Raw genomic sequence first — 17,087 nt, 5'->3', positions numbered from 1 at the left:
CCGACACCAAAATTTATAAAGTTCAAATAAAGGATGAAAATTGGCTAAAAAAAGAACTGAACATATCCCACAAGAGGATGAAGTTGAAATCGGACCATTTCAACTCCGTTTGATGTTTGGTGATTCCTGGGAAGAAGACATCCATCTTTTTACGCACTCCTTCTTTTGTGATTGTGGAGATGAAAATAAAAAACTGGTCAATTATAAAAGTTATATCAGCAATTTAAATGATGTGATTTTAAAAGGTTGGTGCAGCTCATGCAAGACAATTGCCATAAGGTATATTGAAACTGGTGAGCGACCAGGAATTGAGAAAGTTAGCGACAGGATTAGGAAACTTAATAAGAACTAAAGTTCAAATAAAGGATTAATTTAAAGAGAATCAATCATACGAACCGAGACCGTTGGCGGTAATGATAACCCAACACAGAATAAACTAAACAAAGTATGACGGGACAACATTTTTTGACAAATATTTTTAAAGCAAAAGACTTTTCAAAAGAAGAATCGGAATTAGTTATCTCAAAATTCAGACAGGTTAACTTTTCTAAGAATGACTATCTGTTGAAGGAAGGCGATACGGAAGGTCATTATTGGTTTGTAGAAAGTGGTTTTATTCGTTCTTATGTTATAGATACATTGGGAAACGACATTACAACCAATTTTTATGCGGTTGGAGACATCGTTATTGATTGGACTTCATTTTTTCTTAGAAATCCTACAAGAGAGAATATTCAAGCTTCGATGGATTGCAAATGTTGGCAATTGGACTTTGACACTTTTCAACAACTCTTCCACGGTATACAAAGTTTTAGAGAACAAGGACGGACTACGCTTGTTAACAGCTATTTTTCATTAAAAAAGCATAGTGTGTCAATGATTGCCGACCAAGCCAAAGAAAGATACATTAGATTGGTTAAAGAAAAACCACATATTATTCAAAACATTTCTCTCAAGCACATTGCAACCTATTTAGGGATTACAGATACCTCTTTAAGCCGAATAAGAAAAGAAATTTCGGACGAATAGCTTTTCTTGCCCTATGACAAGTTTTGTTTTTTCCAATGACGATAGCTTTGCCTTATCAATCATAAATAAATAAAACTTTCAAAAAATGAAACAATTACAAGATTATATGTTGCTATTTCGAATGCAACCTAGCGAACAACAGCCAACTCAAGAGCAAGTTTCTCAAATGCAACAACAATGGGGAACTTTCATAGGTGGAATTGCTTCACAAGCAAAACTAATAAGCACCAGTCGCTTAGGATTTGAAGGCATTTTAATCAATCCTAGTTTGGAAGCCACAAATTGTATAAACATTTCAAATAATCAAACACTTATGGGAAATATGGTGGTTAAAGCCTCATCTCTAAGTGAAGCTTCAGAAATTGCCAAAGGGTGTCCTGTTTTATCATTGGGCGGTTCGGTTGAAGTTAGAAACATCATTCCAATGCAAACTTAAAAGCATAATTATGAAAACTATTTTTGACAGAAATACTATTGATGAATTAGTGCAAAGAATAAAATCACTACAAGTAAATGCCGATGCGCAATGGGGTAAAATGGACGCTTACCAAATGCTCAAGCATTGCACAATGAGCGAAGAAATGTTTCAAGGAAAGAAGCAATACAAACGTTTGTTTATTGGCAGATTATTTGGAAGTATGGCTTTAAAAGGCATTTTGAAAAATGAAAATACAATGAAACCTAATCAACCAACCCATCCTGAAATGAAAATTAAAGGAACAGGAAATTTTGAAAATGAAAAAACAAAATGGATTGAGCTTTTGAGATCCTATTCTACTTTTTTAAATCCCAATTTTGTACATCCATTTTTCGGAAAAATGACAAAAGAACAAATCGGAAATTATGTTTACAAACATACTGACCATCATTTAAGGCAGTTTGGCAATTAATGAAATTATGTTGTCATCTGTATTTATATCAATCACCCTTTTGTCTTTTGCGCTGTTCTATATCGGAACAGGAAAGGACAAAAGGTTTTTGACTTTGACTACTTTATGGGTTGTTCTTGTTGGTATTGTTTCGTTAAGTGGATATTTTACGAACACACTGGCAAAGCCACCAAGATTCATATTGATACTATTAGGTGCAATTATTTTGTCTGTAATTTTTTACGTAATAGTAAAAAAAAACCAACTGAATTTAAGCCTTTTATTAGCCATTCATACACTTCGTTTGCCGATAGAGCTTGTGCTATATCAATTATATATAGAAAGAAAAGTACCAGTCTTAATGACCTTCAAAGGTTGGAATTTTGATATCTTTATGGGCATATCAGCTATAATATTGATGCTGTATTTGTTACTTTCAAAGAACATATTGTCGAAATATTTTATTTTAGCTTGGAATATCCTTGGACTGGGTTTTCTTCTATTCATTATTGCTATCGCAATACTTTCATCACCATTACCTTTACAGAAATTTGCATTCGACCAACCAAACATTGCTGTATTGCATTTTCCGTATGTATATTTACCTGCTTTTGTAGTTCCTCTTGTGGTTTTATCACATATCCTGACACTAAGAAACTACAGAAGAAGTACTACCGGCAACAAAGAATTGAGGCATCAAAGTTCAATTAAACGATGTAAAAATTGAAGAAGTTATTCTTAGATGATATAAGAACCATTGAAATGGTATATAATAAAACAATGGAATCTGAGTTCGATATTGTTCGCACTTATGATGAATTTGTTGGATACATAGAAAAAAATGGACTTCCAAATTATATAAGTTTCGACAATGATCTTGGACTGGGAGAAGATGGCAAAGTTGCCCCAGATGGATTAGCCGCGGCGAAATGGCTTGTCTATAAATCTGGACTAGACTTAAGAAATCTAGATTTTATGGTTCATTCTGCAAATCCGGTTGCCGCTGAACAAATAAAGGGGCTTTTGAATAACTATATAAAACATTTAAGGACCGAGGATTAATACCAAAGTTAAATAAAGGTAATTTTTAAATTTTGGTGATTTCATTCAGAATTAGTAAATTTACGTATATAATAATGTAAAATTACCACAATGGTCCTTGCTGAAAAAAACATATTTAAAAGTATTCCTATAGAACTTGATCCTTCTTGGGTCGTGAATTATTTGGAAAAGAACAAGTTTAATTCAGGCCACGTCAGAGTTTTAAGGGCTAAGGCCAATACGAGTGATAAGATTCTTTCATCCTTGTTGAACCTAGCTCCAAAAACATTCGTCAGCTATACAAAGGATATTTCGAAAACCAAAGTAGACACCAAAGAACATATTCTTATGCTTATTTCACTTCTCAGGCATGGTTCCGAAGTATTCGGTTCGGAAGAGGGGTTCAGTCATTGGCTAGATAGCAAAAATGTATTCCTGGACAATAGGAAACCTATTGAATTCTTGAATACCATTAGTGGAATAAGGATGATAGACGACCGCCTTGTTGCCATTGAATACGGAGATAACATATAAATGAAGTTATTTAGGATAACAAGGGAAAAATACGCCGAAAAACTTGAGGCCTCAGGTAGGACCAATCGGTGGAATATGGAAAAGCAATATGTTATCTATGCTTCATCAAGTCGGTCATTGGCCACACTTGAACTAGTCGCACATAGAAATGCGATTATGGAGGGAATTAAATACAAAATGGTAATTATAAACATCCCTGACAAAAACAACTTTATACATACTGTGGATACAAGGAAGCTAGTGATTGATTGGCATTTGTTAGAGAATAGATATACCACACAAAAATATGGGAGTGATTGGTATTCGAAAAGGAGCAGTACAGTGTTAAAAGTACCTTCCGCAATTATTAAACAGGAATTTAATTTTGTCCTTAATACACAACACCCGGATTTTTCAGAAATAACCATAGAAGGTTTTGAGGATTTCAATTGGGACAAAAGATTACTTTGAAGATTGGTCCATATTGAGGAGGCTGTCCATATCGGCAAAAAAGTACAAAGTGAAAATTCAAATAAATATGGAAAGTAGATATCATAAATGGTAAGAATTAATAAATAAAGGCAAAATCGAGTTCGGAGACAAAATTTGTTATTACGGACATACCGACACTTGCTCTTGTGCAAAGCCTACAATCACAATATTTTATGAAGCATTAAGTAGGGGTATGCTTGACGATAGAGATGATAAAAACGGTTGGGAAGATCTTAAAATTTAATAAATATGGCACTCAGTAATTTTTTCAAAATCAATTTGCCTTACGGCATTAAAAGAAACGATAAAGGTCATTGGACAGCTTTTAACAGGGAATATAAGCCTTTAGGAGAAAATGATTTGTTCAAGCATATTCCTGAAGAAGATTTTATTTATACTAATTATGGTACGCTTTCGGATAAATTATTAATGGTACTAGCAGATGGACCTACCTCTGTTCATATGGATGATAATAATATAATAACAAAGGTATTTTTCTATGACGATGCCACGAATCCATCAAATCATTTAGAATATGAAGCTACACTTTGGGATAAATATTTTGAAAAGCTTAGAATTTTGTCAAATCAAAAGTCTAAATAAGAATGAGTAAGGACACATTGTCGGCGAACATATAGAAAATCGAAAGTTCAAATAAAGGATAGTCCTTCTATCGAAATCTATTTTCCCATATAGTCTTGCCATATTACTAGAACATACTTGTCCTTTCCGTTTTCGGATTTTCTCCGAAATCCGTATTCATAAACGAAGAAGTAAACAGCCCCTTTTTGGTTCTTCCAATAATGGGTGAAAAATTTGGGGTCAAAACCCAATTTCAACAATACTTCAGCCCTTACGGTTACTTTGCCTCCCTTATTAAATTCTTTCCATATTTTACGGTTGAGCCTTAATTGGTTGTCTACTTTATCGTAAAACCGTTCTGGGTTTTCTTTTGCCCTTTGTTATTAATAGGCACTTTTACAATGTAGGTCACAGTATTTTTTATCTGTTCTAATCAATTTGTTTGTCAGTTAGGGTTATTTGGGTTTGTAAGTCTTGGAATTTTTTCTTGTTATCCTCAAATAAATCTAGCCACTCTTCTTATTTGGTTACCAATAAGCCTAAGACAAAAACCATAAAGTAATCGGAACTCCAATTTGTTCCAGCCCTGTCAAAATTGGCATTAAAAGCGATATTTCATCTTGCAACCACAACTTTTTATCGATTCACAGATACAATATTGCAATTCACAACAAACTAAGATTTTTCTTACACCATTCATCTATGTTTGCGGCCTTAAAGGCAAGAATAGAAAATCGAGCACCAAAATTACATTTTAATCAAGACCATTAGTTACAAATAATTATGAAAAGCAAACGCACTAAAACAACCTTATTTTCAGTATTACTATTTCTGTTAACAACAGTAACTTTTGCCCAAGGTGGTAAATTTACAATGAGTATTTATACAGGTGGTGGAACACCAACTGTTCAAACTACTGCTGATGATGGCACTACTACTTTAACCGCCACCCGAAGCGATGGCGGTAACCTAAACGGCGTTTCCTCTGGTTTTTTGGATCCAGGTATTATGGCAGGTAGTAATACTTATACTGTAACTTTTAATACTGCCATAAACATCTCTAGCTTTCAAATTGGAGAGTTTACAAACAATTCTACAGGTAATCCATATGTATTTACACCTAATATTGGCACACCCATTAGCATTGCTGATAATGATGGAGCAATTGTCGGGGCGATAGCTACATTTACACCTTCCGATTGGAGCAATGTTACGAGTATAGTAGTATCATATAGTGTAAATAATTATAGAGTTGGTATAGATAATCTTGTATTTGCCGCCGTTGATCCCAAAGTAACCAGTATTATACGACAATCCCCTACCAACAGTCCTACAAACGCAGACACTTTAAGTTGGGATGTTACTTTTGACGCAGCCGTGTCGAACGTAGATGCAACAGATTTTGCTCTTAGTGGTACAACGGCTACCATTGCTTCGGTTACAAACCCTAGCGGTAATGTCTATAGGGTAACAACATCGGGGGGCGATTTAGCAACATTAAATGCCACGGTTACTTTAGGTTTTTCGCCTGGACAGGACATACAAAATAGCAATGGCGCTGCGTTAACGAATACCACCCCTACAGGCACAAATGATAACACGTTTGTGTTGGATAATCAAGCTCCACTTATAACTAGTATTACAAGGCAATCCCCTACAAATAGTCCTACAAACGCTGATGCATTAATTTGGGATGTCACTTTTGATAGCGCAGTCTCTAATGTAACTGCAGCAGATTTTTTAATCAGTGGTTCTACGGCTACAATTACGTCGGTTACAAACCCAAGTGGTAATGTCTATAGAGTAACTACATCAGGTGGTGATTTAGCAACATTAAATGGCACGGTTATATTGAATTTTGCAAGTGGCCAAGACATCGCAGATGCCTCCAGTAATTTGTTAACAAATATGGTGCCTACAGGTACAAATAATGACAGGTATGTTATAGATAACCAAGCGCCAACTACTCCCACAGTAGTGGCTATGATAACAAACGAAACTCCTATAATTACAGGAACGAACGGTTCAAATACTGCTTTACCTTCAGGAGAAACGATGACAGTAACCATAAATGGAGCTACTTATAATGTAGTGCCAAACGAAAATGGAAACTGGACTTTAAATACGGATTCGGCTACACCGGCAAATGGCTCATTGGGCACATTTGTAGATGGAGTAAGTTATGAGGTAGTAGCTACAGTTACAGACTTAGTAGGGCTTTCGGCAACCGATTCTACAACTAATGAAATAACTATAGATTATGAAACACCAACAGGATATACGGTAGTTATTGATCAAAACCCTATAACGGCCAATAATATAGATGCTATAAGCTTCACATTTACTGACGCTGAAGTTGGTGCCACCTATAAATATACTCTTAGTTCTACTGAAGGTACAGAAACCGTTACAGGGTCTGGAACTATTGCTAGTACAACAGACCAAATTACGGGAATAGATATCAGTGGGCTAGCCGAAGGCACAATTACCCTATCCGTTACTTTAACAGACACTGCAGGAAATATCGGAGATGCAGCGACGGATACTCAACTAAAAAATGTAATTGCACCAGTAATAACCTTAACCGGAGCTAATCCACAAATTATAGAACTGGGGGAAGGTTATATAGAATTGGGCGCAACAACAGATGAAGGTTCAACCGTTACAATAGATGATAGTGCATTCTTAGATGCTGTAGGAAGTTATAGTATAAGCTACAATTCCGTTGATAGCGCAGGAAATATAGCAACAGAAGTCACTAGAACCGTTAACGTGGTAGATTCTACATTTCCCGTTATCACTCTGACTGGAGCTAATCCACAAATTATTGAACTAGGGGCCGGTTACACAGAATTGGGCGCCACTACTGATGATGGTTCAACGGTTGTAATAAATGACAATGCGTTTATTGATGCTGTAGGAAGTTATAGTATTACGTACAATGCCATGAATGCTTCGGGTAATTCCGCAACAGAGGTTACAAGAACCGTGAACGTGGTAGATACTACATCCCCAGAAACTCCTACCATCTCCATTGCTCAGAATTCTATTTCTGTCGATAATCAGAATAGCTTCAGTTTTTCGCTAACCGATGCTGAAGTTGGTGCAACTTATGGTTTTACCATCGCCGATGACAATGGTGCGTCAGTAACCGGTTCGGGAGACATTACATCCGCAAGCCAAACCTTTTCTGGTATTGATATTAGTGATCTACAAGACGGTATAGTCACTATTACAGTTAACATAACCGATGCAGCTGGTAATACTAGTAGTGCAGTCGTTTCTGTTGAAAAAGACACCCAAGATTCTGCCATAATGGTACCCAAAGGCTTTTCTCCCAATGGTGACGGTATAAACGATAGTTGGGTAATTGAGAATCTAGATGCATTTCCCAACCACATTATAAAAGTTTATAACCGATCTGGTAATGAAGTTTTTAGCGCTACTAATTATCAAAATAATTGGGAAGGTATTTCTAATGGAAAACGGGTTATAGGTAATAACAAAAGATTGCCTACTGGTGCGTACTACTATGTCATTGATACTGGGTCATTGGAGATTGGTAATAAATCTGGCTGGATTTATATTAACTATTAAAATACCCGGGTAATTAAAAAAATTACCTCCAACTATAAACGCTTCATTATAAAAAAATACAGGGCAATGACACGCCGTAACCCTAAGGGTAAGGCATTAATTTCCGAATAAAAATAATATATACCATGAAATATCTACCAATAATCTTAATCGCTTGTACCACACTGTTTGGGTTTACTGCCAATGCACAACAGGATCCGCATTTTACACTGTACCGTTATAATATGAATATCATTAACCCGGCATATGCTGGTGCCAATGAAACTACAGATGCCATTTTTGGAGTACGCAGCCAATGGTCCGGCGTGCAGGGAGGTCCCGAAACACAAACTTTTAATCTCAGCTCACCACTTGGCAACAATTTAGGAGCAGGTATTAGCGTAGTAAACGATAAGGTATTCGTATTAGGTGAAACCCACCTATATGCCGATTTTAGCTATAAACTAAAACTCTCTGAAACCCTAAAACTTTATGCGGGTTTAAAGGCTGGTGGTACTTTCCTAGATGTTAACCTAAGTGAAACGGGAATTACGAACGACCCGCTTTTTACTAGTGATGTAAGCAAGTTTAGCCCAAATGTAGGACTGGGCTTTTACCTAAAAGCTGAGAAATATTACGTAACGCTATCTGCACCGGGTATTTTATCCAATGACCGCTATGAAAAAGACGGAACAACTCCAGTTGCTGCTAGCGATGACTTAGTAATTTTTGCAGGTGGTGGGTATGATTTTGAACTGTCTGATAGTTTTAAATTACGCCCCTCAGTGTTGAGTCGTATCACAAGCGGCGCTCCAGTTTCGATAGATCTTACCGGATCGTTTTTATACGAAGAACGTTTTGAACTTGGCGGCAACTATAGGATTGACGAGAGTTTGGCCATCTTTGCAACAGTTGGGCTATTGGACAATAAAATCAATTTTGGATACGCCTATGAGTTCAGCACTTCGGAATTCCTTAGTACAAATAATGATGGCACGCATGAGTTGATCTTAAAGTTTCAACTTTAATAAAATATTTTTGATAAATAAGTAGAGTTCTAAAGAAATAAAGTTCTTTAGAACTCTACTTGCATTGTAAAATATTGTAACAGCTGTGTTGCCTAACGATTTGGTAAAATTACGAATGCCCCACAATAGCAATTTACTCCTCCGATAACCCGTACCATTCATTCACCATGGCATCAATTTGTTTATCGTTCTGGGTTACTTGGGTTTGTTGGTCATGGGCTTTTATCTTGTTTTCCTCAATCAAATCTAGCCACTAAAACTCTTCTTTTTTGGTTAAGGTGGCAGAGGAAACCAATCAAACAGAATTTTTCTTTGAACGTCTCAATCAACAATACGCCATAGAAGTACAAGAGAAATCGAAATTACTTTCATCCTTAATGCAGTTATTGATATTAGTGATTATCAGGATTTTTATAGGTGTTATTTTAGTTTCGATGTACTTGCCAAAATGATAGTGTCACAATAATTTACGTAGATTACATCAACCCATATAACCATGACAGTTTTAATAGATTTATTAAATGGAATTCCATAGTAAACCATCCTTAAAAATAATTGAATTAGACGAAAGGAACAATGATATTCTCGTCGCTAGTGCCCAAGAGAATGTTCGTAATGAATTTTTAAAGAACAATCCTTTGGTGTTTAAGCTCAAAATATCCTTCACTTCGGAGAATATCTCAAAGCTTGAGGATTAAGAGTACATTGATGTAAATTGGGAAGTTTGGAACCAGGAGAAAGACTCCTTAGTTAGTTGGATAAAGAATAATCATCCTGATTTAGATGGCTTTGTTAATGATGTGACAATGAAAGGTTCTGAACATTATTTAGCTATTGAACTATTTACCTGAAATCAAGATATTTTAGAATAAAGTTCAAATAAAGGATCTAATTCAAAGAATGCCTTAACTTTTAATGTATGGAATATAATTTTCCCATTCCCATGGAGTATAGACATCTTTAATGGCAACTTCCAAAAGTTCCTTAAAAATACTTTCGGCATTATCGCTATTTGTCATAATCATAATTCCTTTTCCAGCTTCTGGAAACAGAATGGAATAGTGTTGAAAGCCATTACCGTGGCCTTCTTTAAAGACGCCTTTTCCATAAGGTGTTTCCAGATAGCCCCAACCTAATCCATAGCTTAAGTTAAGGTGGTCGTACTTATCGGTCATTATATTGGAACCCTCGTAGAATTGAGTAAGTGATTTCAATCTGATCTGGGGACTGAAAAGTTCCTTGTACGCAGTTTCTGAAATCAGTTGCTTTCTGAGCACGGCCTGCAAAAATTTGGTATAATTAGAGGCGGTGGTTTCTAAGGTGCTTCCACTACGTGGTTCATTATCGATATCCTTTTTATATTTCTCGCTCTCCTTGTTATGCCCAAAGGCGAAGTCTTTATCAAAACGCGCTTTCCATTGGTATGCGGAATGGTGCATTCCCAAAGGTTCGAATATTCGCTCATCCGCAAGCTCTTGCAAGCCCGTCCCTATGAGTTTTTCCAAAACCACTTGCAGATATACAAAACCCTCACCGGAATAGCCGTATTTAGCACCGGGCTCCCCATGTACCCTTAATTTGTTATCCGGTTCGTCCCATCGCCAGTTGGCAAAGCCCGTGGTATGTGAAAGGCACATTCTGGCCGTTATTTTGTGGTACAGGCTATCCTCTTTCAGAGCAGTAAAATCATCGTGCCAACGGGTCCGGGGTTCGTACTTGTAGATTTTCTTGGGTAGATAGGATTCGAGCGGGGTATCCAAATCGATTACACCTTCTTCCACCAAGTCCATCACCAGTATGCTGAACACCGCTTTGCTCAAAGAAGCACCATAGATATTGGTGGAATCGGTCCAGGGTAATTTATTGGGATAATCCTTATAGCCAAACGTTTTTTGGAATACTGGAGAGCTATCATTAAATACCGTTACGGCCATACCGCAGACTTGGGCATCTACCATCAGCTGGTCGACTTTAGAGGTAAGCGAATCTTTTGAAATGGTTGTGCCGTCCAAACGTGTCACTATTTCAATCCCTTGGGAGGAACAATTAAACGAAGCTATCCCAGCTAGCAATAACAAAATCGCTTTTGCCGGAGCGTTTGCTTTAGCCCTTAGAAATGGTATGGACAGAGGATAATAACATTTGTGGGCTTTGACCGCATAGACGATATTCCCCAAGACAATCAATACACATAGGGGAACTATAGCTATGAAAAAAAGAAACCCCCATTTCTCGACCGTTAGCAAGGCCACAAAAGATAGTGCATAAAGTATCAATGCCGTAATCTGAAAGTTGATGACCTTGACTCCGTGCCTGTCATAAATAGAATTGTCCCCTCTTTTGTGAATCCATAGAAACAGCGGAAAGAGTACGTTGCACAAGGGCAGAACAAAGCCGAGGATGGGCGTTGCGTGAAGCAATAGGAGCCATTTCTTTTGTAGGGTCTCTTCCCTGGGATTTTCAAGTGGCAGCAGGTCATTCATGTCAATATACAAGGCAGTTGCCAATAGCTTTACTGTCTGCAAATGAGGATGAACCTCGCCCTTTTCAATGCGTTGGATAGTGCGTACGGTTACCTCCGTTTTCTCGGATAGCTGTTGTTGTGAATAGCCTTTTAGTTTTCTTTGATAGATAAGGTGTTTCCCTATGGATTTGTTTTTCATCTATATAAGATTTTGTTGGTACAAAGCTACCGATATCCTTTTGCAATTTATATGACATTTAGGTGTCACCTAAGTGTCATTTGCCTCGAAAACAACTCTAACACAAAAAATGGCTGATTTGAAACGAAACTTACCCCAGTTTTCCATACCCTGACCTAAATACTCATATATAATTAAAAATATGAAAAGATAGGGGGTGAAAGAATGAATTGAAGGAATGAAAAAACGGCCTTTTTAAGGGACTATTTTATCTGTATATTTATGAGGGTGAAAGTTCAAACAAAGGATATGTTAGAAGATGGATTTAGGTCACATAGATATAGCGATATATTGGGAAACTTAGGCGAGAATGGTTTTCTGACCGCTGAGGATGTTGGTAAGCTGCTAAAGGAATTTACAACCACCCAAAAAATTACTTTTGATTGCATAAGCGATGAAAAAGCCCAAATCGTGTCGGAAGCATTAATTGATAATTATCAACGATCAAAGTCTAATTAAACGATGGGTTTTTCCCAATAAGTAATTCCTTGGTGCATAAACCGTTATAGTAAATACATAGATTAAACCCATACCAACAAATCCATGACCAAATTCAAATATGAAAATCAGGGTGGGAGAGGCTATAGAACTTTTCATCCGTTCTCCGATGTAAATACTAAAACATCAAAAGAGAAAGAAAAACAACCTACTAAATCAGATTTGCTTTTAAAAGATATTAAAAACAAAAGGCAGTTGAAATTTGGTCTTTGGAGTATAGATGATTTATCCTATAAAAAGATTAATATGGGTCAAGCGGTCAAAATCTTATACTGTGTTGTTAAATCGTCTAGTAAAATCTATCCAATACTCAGGGAAATGAGATCTAATAAAAAATTATATGGAAAAGTTAAAAAATTAACCAAATCGAATTATTCACATATTTCGAGTAAAGCCGTTAAAATAACAATTGAACAAAATATAGCTATTTTAATTAATAACGGGGCGTAGCAATTTCGAGTGAAAATTACTAAAATCAGGAATATTCTGACCAAAAAGAATATCTGCTTAATGGTGCTATCTAAAAATTAAAAGGACCCTTTTCCCTAGGTCCTTTACTGGTTGCCTTCCAATGGCCATTCTCTATGATCAGTTTGAAGATGCCAGGCTTTTTGTCAAATGAAGAATTATATAGGACCCAAGCCGTATTGTCTACAACAGCTTCGTCTAGGATTTCAACTTTGGCACCAATTTCCTCATCGGGCACCAAATTCTGAATCATTATCAAGCCACTATAACCATCAGGGGTGGTATATTTTTTTAAAGTAGTGTTGTCTTTGGCGTAGAAACTTTCTACAATATCTTCGCTGTTTCTGTATGGGACAGGTCTTGTTTATTAGAACATGCGATTAGCAAGAATGCCAATATGGAAGTGATCAATGTTTTCATAATATTTTAATTTGGGTTATTAATATATCTATGCGAGACTTTTAGCTCGATATTTCGTTCTCCTTTCTTTTCATTTAACTCAAGGACAGCGATTCGGTCATCACTCAAGGAGAATTTATTCATTACATAAACCAATCTGACGGTTTCACCTTTAGTAATTCTGGAGGGCACATTATATCTGAATAGCGGTTCTTGATACAATTTCTGTAAAGATTTCCTTTTTCCCTTCTGTCTTGTTTCAACCGAGAGTTTTAAGAAATTCAAATCGTAATCCAAAGTAGATTTGTTTTCAATCTGGATAACGAAGTAGAGTTCTTCGGTATCAAAAACAATATTTTCAACACTTAAAAGGATATCTTCGCTTCCCTTTTTTAACTTACCTATTTTCTGCTTTTGGTTTAGAAGGTATGCGCAAATTTTCTTGTAATAAAACGTTTTGTTGTCAATGGTATCCACAAGCGAATCTTTACTGGTAATCACTGGGACCAGAGGCTTTTCATTGCCTATACTACTGGAATCCGGTATAAAATAATTCAGCTTGGAAAGCTCCTTTTTATACCTTACAATATACGAAAAAATAGAACCATTTCTATTGACTACCAGCAAGTTGCTTTCCTTTCCGGGCTTTGCCTGAAGCAAACCGAAATATTGTTCTTTTTCCCGATTGTAGGTAAAGATGAAGTTGTCCGAACCGGTTATTCCTTGCCGTATGGGTTCAGGAAAAAACAGGGCTACATTCTTATGGTCATTGGCGTAGATAGTATCCAATGCTATTGGCTGTTGTGCTGGAGCCTGCGCTAAGCAAGGCCGAAATGAAAAAGCGGAAATTAGTAGAGTAGATATCAATATAAATGTTCTCATAGCTTTGGTTTTAGAATTAGTTTGTAGTTGTTCAGTACGGTTACTTTTACGTTTCGATTCTTTCGCCGAAGTACTTTGGTCACACCGCTCACCTGAGGAACGCTGGGGATATTGATGTCCTGAATAATATCGTTGAGGACTTCGGTGCCAACTTCTTCCCTAAAACTATTTTCTACATAGATACCCTCGCTACCATCCTGCACATCAAAGGCCTTTAATTTGGTAGGATGATGATTGATATTTTCAATTTCTATCAAGGCACGATTGGGTTGAAAGCTGATGAAACCGAAGACAGGTGTATTGTTAGGAACAACTTTGCCATTGATAGTCGCTGTGTTGGTCAACCGCATTCGCAATCGAGAATTGGCCTGGACTACTTGGTCGCCGTCGGCAACTGCATAAATCGTAGCATCCGTATTCCTGATAATTGAAATTTCGTTTGGTTTAGGCGAAGCAGCAAAGAATAATTGATGCTCAAGTCCTAATTCCTTGGCTTCAATCTTCTGTTCCCGTTTTATTTCCGCGGAATCTATTTCCTGAACTTTTTTGGGAGCGGTTTTTCTTTCCCCAAGATTCTGATAGGACGATTTAGAATATTTAATTTTCCCTGCTGCATAGATGCTATCCACAATACGCTCTTTTTCAAGTTCAGGGAGATCTGGATTATAATAGCCAAGGGAATCAATCAGTTTTTCATCATAAATACTCGGAGCATTGTTCTCACGTACTTCCTTTAAATCATTGATGGCATCCAGTTTGGAATTGTACTCTTTTTGATTCTCTTCCAAATCGGGCACTAAGGTTTGCTCCAGGTTTTCATTTTCACTTTCATCATCGCCCATTACCAATACGGAATAGGAAATTAGAAATAGGAATATCACAGCCAGAACTGCAGCAAAGACAATTTTATTTTTTTCTATCTTCATCATTAATTTTTTTTAAAGTGTTCTCGAAAAAATCAGTAATCAATAGGCCATGTGGATTGTTTGGAAAGTTTCGGTCGACCATAACTAGGTTGCCAGTGGAAACAAGTTCATAGGTGTCTATTATAGACCCTCTATTGATTTCAAAAATGGTCGTACTGGTAAAGCTAAAGGAGCCATTATTTTCTGTTATCCGTGAATCGATGCTCAGTACTTTTTGAACCAAAGAATATTGCAATAATCGATTATAGACACCATCAGCTTTTTTTTGGCGATAGAGATTATCCACCGAACTATTACCTAGCCAAAGTGCTTTTTTTAAATTACGTTCATAGTTACTGGCATCAATATTATAGAAGTAATTGTGGAACAGTTCCAAATGGGCCAAAGCTTCGACCCTGATATTCTCTTTTTGGGTTACAAGCTTTAACGGAATGATACTGCCATCGGTATTGATGGCAAACGCACTATTTAGCGCATTTTTATTGGCCGTAAAAGCCATCCAAACCGAAAAGGTGCTGGACAACAAAGCAAAAACGACAACCGTCAAAACGATGAATCGGTTTAACTTTAGGACGTTATAAATATTCTTGTATGCTGTTTTCATTTTAAGTTAAATTAGCTAGTAAACAATCTGAGTGTGAAGGAAGTGGCGCGCCTGTATAATTTGAATTTCAAGAAGACAACGAAACCCACAGATCCAAGCTGTACCACAGGGGCAAAAAAGCCTTGACCTACATCCGTACCAAAAAGATTTGTCCAGAAATTGGTATTGATTTCGGTGTAAATGGCATTCACAAATATGTTGACCAAAAAGAAGGCGGGTACGAGCATATAAACTGCAGCATACAATTTGAAAAACGTGTAGGCCAGTGATCGAAATTTTTCAAATACTGCCAAGCTTATGACCAATGGGAACAATGCCTGCATTATTCCCAATAGAAAATAGCGTTCTGCAAGAAATAATGGATAGATAAACAAATCCAAAATCCAAAGAATGATACTTATGATAAAGGCGAATATTTTAAAGCCATATAGTGGCGTTATAAGGGCTTCATAGAGCAATGCCATAGCTGCTTGCGCTGCTCCAATAAAGTTGATATCCTCCTCTATGGGAATGTCCTGCATCTGTAATGGCAATAGTGCTGGTGCTGTGCCGCGATATTGCCCTTCAATTGCTACTAAAATGCCATCAAATAATCCCAATACTTGTGATGAAAAAATGACCAATACAACTATTGCAAAATTCTTAGCCAATTCTCCAGGGTTCAATCCCCAGGTGTAGCCATCCTTATCCGCAATCCCTTCATTATATTTTTTAAGGATATTGACCAGAAAGAACAGAACAGCAAGCGCTTTGATTCCTGCAATTGTGTATTGCGAGAAGCTGCTGTTCTGTATGGTCTGGAAAACAGTATCTATATATTCCAGTCCTATCCCTAATATGATGGTCGCCGTCATCTTTAATATTCGGTTTCGCGGTTATTGATTTTATCCTGCATTTTCCTGAAGGAAATAATATCCTTGTAGCGTCTTGTTTTAGTAGTGATATTGGAAACCATTTCTTGAGATTCCAGCTCTTTTTCCTTTAGAATTTCGGCACGTTCGGCATCGCTCATTTTTAAATAATCACTGGATAGGATTTCGTCTATAAAATCCATGGTGTCCAAAGAATTTTCTATTATAGCTGTGAACGATTCCGAAACCCTTGCCACTTCATCGGGTTTGATGTAGGGGCTATCAAGGATGTCTCTTAAATCATCCTGCATCACATCGATAAGGCGTTGATTATTGCGTCCAATTTCCCGGACAGCTCTTAATTGCTTGACCACATCGTTGACCTTTTCAAAATTTTCTTTTTGTGTTTTCAAGAACTTTACGGTCTTGATAATGTTCGCGGTCTGTTTACCAGATTCTATCAGTTGTTTTACCAAGCTGATGAAATTGGTGTTGTCATAAGTCGGTATTCCTTGGCACTTGGCATGTGCAGGCAATAAAAAAATAAATGCCATTGCGATAATTAAGATTTTTGTTTTACTCATCGCTAAAAATTTATTTTGGTATTCGTGAATCTTTGATTTCATT

Annotated in this window: 22 protein-coding genes; 15 read left to right on the top strand and 7 right to left on the bottom strand. The window is 36.8% G+C overall.

The genetic code is table 11. From position 1 onward, the window contains the following. The first annotated feature begins 40 nt into the window (after positions 1-40). The 13 genes from MWU78_RS06570 to MWU78_RS06510 all read left to right on the top strand — a co-directional run bounded on the left by MWU78_RS06570 (position 41) and on the right by MWU78_RS06510 (position 9,828). Complete coding sequence (locus MWU78_RS06570) at positions 41-352, top strand: hypothetical protein (protein WP_246996166.1); 312 nt, start codon at positions 41-43, stop codon at positions 350-352. 95 nt (positions 353-447) lie between these two features. Beyond that, positions 448-1,029: a Crp/Fnr family transcriptional regulator gene (locus MWU78_RS06565; protein ID WP_246996163.1), complete on the top strand. Its 582-nt coding sequence runs from the start codon at positions 448-450 to the stop codon at positions 1,027-1,029. A gap of 85 nt (positions 1,030-1,114) precedes the next feature. After that, positions 1,115-1,465, top strand: a complete 351-nt coding sequence (locus MWU78_RS06560) for a YciI family protein (protein ID WP_246996160.1) — start codon at positions 1,115-1,117, stop codon at positions 1,463-1,465. 10 nt (positions 1,466-1,475) lie between these two features. Beyond that, positions 1,476-1,919 (top strand): DUF1569 domain-containing protein, encoded by a 444-nt coding sequence (locus MWU78_RS06555; protein WP_246996158.1) that lies wholly within the window; start codon positions 1,476-1,478, stop codon positions 1,917-1,919. A gap of 7 nt (positions 1,920-1,926) precedes the next feature. Further along, positions 1,927-2,625 (top strand): hypothetical protein, encoded by a 699-nt coding sequence (locus tag MWU78_RS06550; protein ID WP_246996156.1) that lies wholly within the window; start codon positions 1,927-1,929, stop codon positions 2,623-2,625. After that, entirely contained in the window at positions 2,622-2,960 is a 339-nt protein-coding gene (locus tag MWU78_RS06545; protein ID WP_246996154.1) for a cyclic-phosphate processing receiver domain-containing protein, read from the top strand. Before MWU78_RS06550 ends, MWU78_RS06545 begins: the two co-directional genes overlap by 4 nt. 90 nt (positions 2,961-3,050) lie before the next feature. Beyond that, on the top strand, positions 3,051-3,473 hold the full coding sequence (locus MWU78_RS06540; protein WP_103442447.1) for an MbcA/ParS/Xre antitoxin family protein: 423 nt from the start codon (positions 3,051-3,053) through the stop codon (positions 3,471-3,473). Next, positions 3,474-3,923 (top strand): RES family NAD+ phosphorylase, encoded by a 450-nt coding sequence (locus MWU78_RS06535; protein ID WP_246996152.1) that lies wholly within the window; start codon positions 3,474-3,476, stop codon positions 3,921-3,923. Positions 3,924-4,193: 270 nt separating this feature from the next. Next, the gene (locus tag MWU78_RS06530) at positions 4,194-4,547 is read left to right on the top strand and encodes a hypothetical protein (RefSeq protein ID WP_246996149.1); all 354 of its coding nucleotides are present in this window, start codon (positions 4,194-4,196) and stop codon (positions 4,545-4,547) included. Positions 4,548-5,309: 762 nt separating this feature from the next. Next, positions 5,310-8,123 (top strand): gliding motility-associated C-terminal domain-containing protein, encoded by a 2,814-nt coding sequence (locus tag MWU78_RS06525; protein ID WP_246996147.1) that lies wholly within the window; start codon positions 5,310-5,312, stop codon positions 8,121-8,123. Between the two features lie 125 nt (positions 8,124-8,248). Beyond that, the gene (locus MWU78_RS06520) at positions 8,249-9,130 is read left to right on the top strand and encodes a type IX secretion system membrane protein PorP/SprF (protein WP_246996145.1); all 882 of its coding nucleotides are present in this window, start codon (positions 8,249-8,251) and stop codon (positions 9,128-9,130) included. Positions 9,131-9,408: 278 nt separating this feature from the next. Then, positions 9,409-9,582 carry a type II secretion system F family protein gene (locus tag MWU78_RS06515; RefSeq protein ID WP_246996647.1) on the top strand — a complete coding sequence of 58 codons (174 nt, stop codon included), beginning with the start codon at positions 9,409-9,411 and terminating at the stop codon, positions 9,580-9,582. A gap of 69 nt (positions 9,583-9,651) precedes the next feature. After that, on the top strand, positions 9,652-9,828 hold the full coding sequence (locus MWU78_RS06510) for a hypothetical protein (protein WP_246996143.1): 177 nt from the start codon (positions 9,652-9,654) through the stop codon (positions 9,826-9,828). Between the two features lie 207 nt (positions 9,829-10,035). On the opposite strand, the gene MWU78_RS06505 is transcribed toward MWU78_RS06510, so the two are convergent. Beyond that, positions 10,036-11,793, bottom strand: a complete 1,758-nt coding sequence (locus MWU78_RS06505) for a serine hydrolase (protein ID WP_246996141.1) — start codon at positions 11,791-11,793, stop codon at positions 10,036-10,038. Between the two features lie 288 nt (positions 11,794-12,081). On the opposite strand from MWU78_RS06505, the gene MWU78_RS06500 reads away from it, so the two are divergent. Together MWU78_RS06500 and MWU78_RS06495 are read left to right on the top strand one after the other, a co-directional pair. Beyond that, on the top strand, positions 12,082-12,291 hold the full coding sequence (locus MWU78_RS06500; RefSeq protein ID WP_103442984.1) for a hypothetical protein: 210 nt from the start codon (positions 12,082-12,084) through the stop codon (positions 12,289-12,291). An 84-nt stretch (positions 12,292-12,375) separates the two neighbouring features. Continuing rightward, positions 12,376-12,780, top strand: coding sequence for a hypothetical protein (locus MWU78_RS06495; RefSeq protein WP_246996139.1), 405 nt, complete (start codon positions 12,376-12,378; stop codon positions 12,778-12,780). Between the two features lie 70 nt (positions 12,781-12,850). Here the strand turns inward: MWU78_RS06495 and MWU78_RS06490 are convergent, their stop codons facing one another. The 6 genes from MWU78_RS06490 to MWU78_RS06465 form a co-directional block, all read right to left on the bottom strand. Further along, positions 12,851-13,051: a hypothetical protein gene (locus MWU78_RS06490; protein ID WP_246996136.1), complete on the bottom strand. Its 201-nt coding sequence runs from the start codon at positions 13,049-13,051 to the stop codon at positions 12,851-12,853. Between the two features lie 173 nt (positions 13,052-13,224). Then, on the bottom strand, positions 13,225-14,079 hold the full coding sequence (locus tag MWU78_RS06485) for a DUF4138 domain-containing protein (RefSeq protein ID WP_246996134.1): 855 nt from the start codon (positions 14,077-14,079) through the stop codon (positions 13,225-13,227). Further along, positions 14,076-15,005 carry a conjugative transposon protein TraM gene (gene traM, locus MWU78_RS06480; protein WP_246996645.1) on the bottom strand — a complete coding sequence of 310 codons (930 nt, stop codon included), beginning with the start codon at positions 15,003-15,005 and terminating at the stop codon, positions 14,076-14,078. The genes MWU78_RS06485 and traM overlap by 4 nt, the downstream gene beginning before the upstream one ends. Then, the gene (locus MWU78_RS06475; protein ID WP_246996132.1) at positions 14,986-15,609 is read right to left on the bottom strand and encodes a conjugal transfer protein TraK; all 624 of its coding nucleotides are present in this window, start codon (positions 15,607-15,609) and stop codon (positions 14,986-14,988) included. Before MWU78_RS06475 ends, traM begins: the two co-directional genes overlap by 20 nt. An 11-nt stretch (positions 15,610-15,620) precedes the next feature. Further along, positions 15,621-16,463: a hypothetical protein gene (locus tag MWU78_RS06470; RefSeq protein ID WP_246996130.1), complete on the bottom strand. Its 843-nt coding sequence runs from the start codon at positions 16,461-16,463 to the stop codon at positions 15,621-15,623. Between the two features lie 2 nt (positions 16,464-16,465). Further along, positions 16,466-17,086, bottom strand: a complete 621-nt coding sequence (locus MWU78_RS06465) for a conjugal transfer protein (protein ID WP_246996128.1) — start codon at positions 17,084-17,086, stop codon at positions 16,466-16,468. Position 17,087: the final 1 nt, after the last annotated feature.

Origin of the sequence: Arenibacter sp. F26102 (genome assembly GCF_023015865.1) — a bacterium.
GTDB lineage: Bacteria > Bacteroidota > Bacteroidia > Flavobacteriales > Flavobacteriaceae > Arenibacter.
Note: the sequence above shows the minus strand (reverse complement) of the source record. Positions and strands in the feature narration are given on the sequence as shown.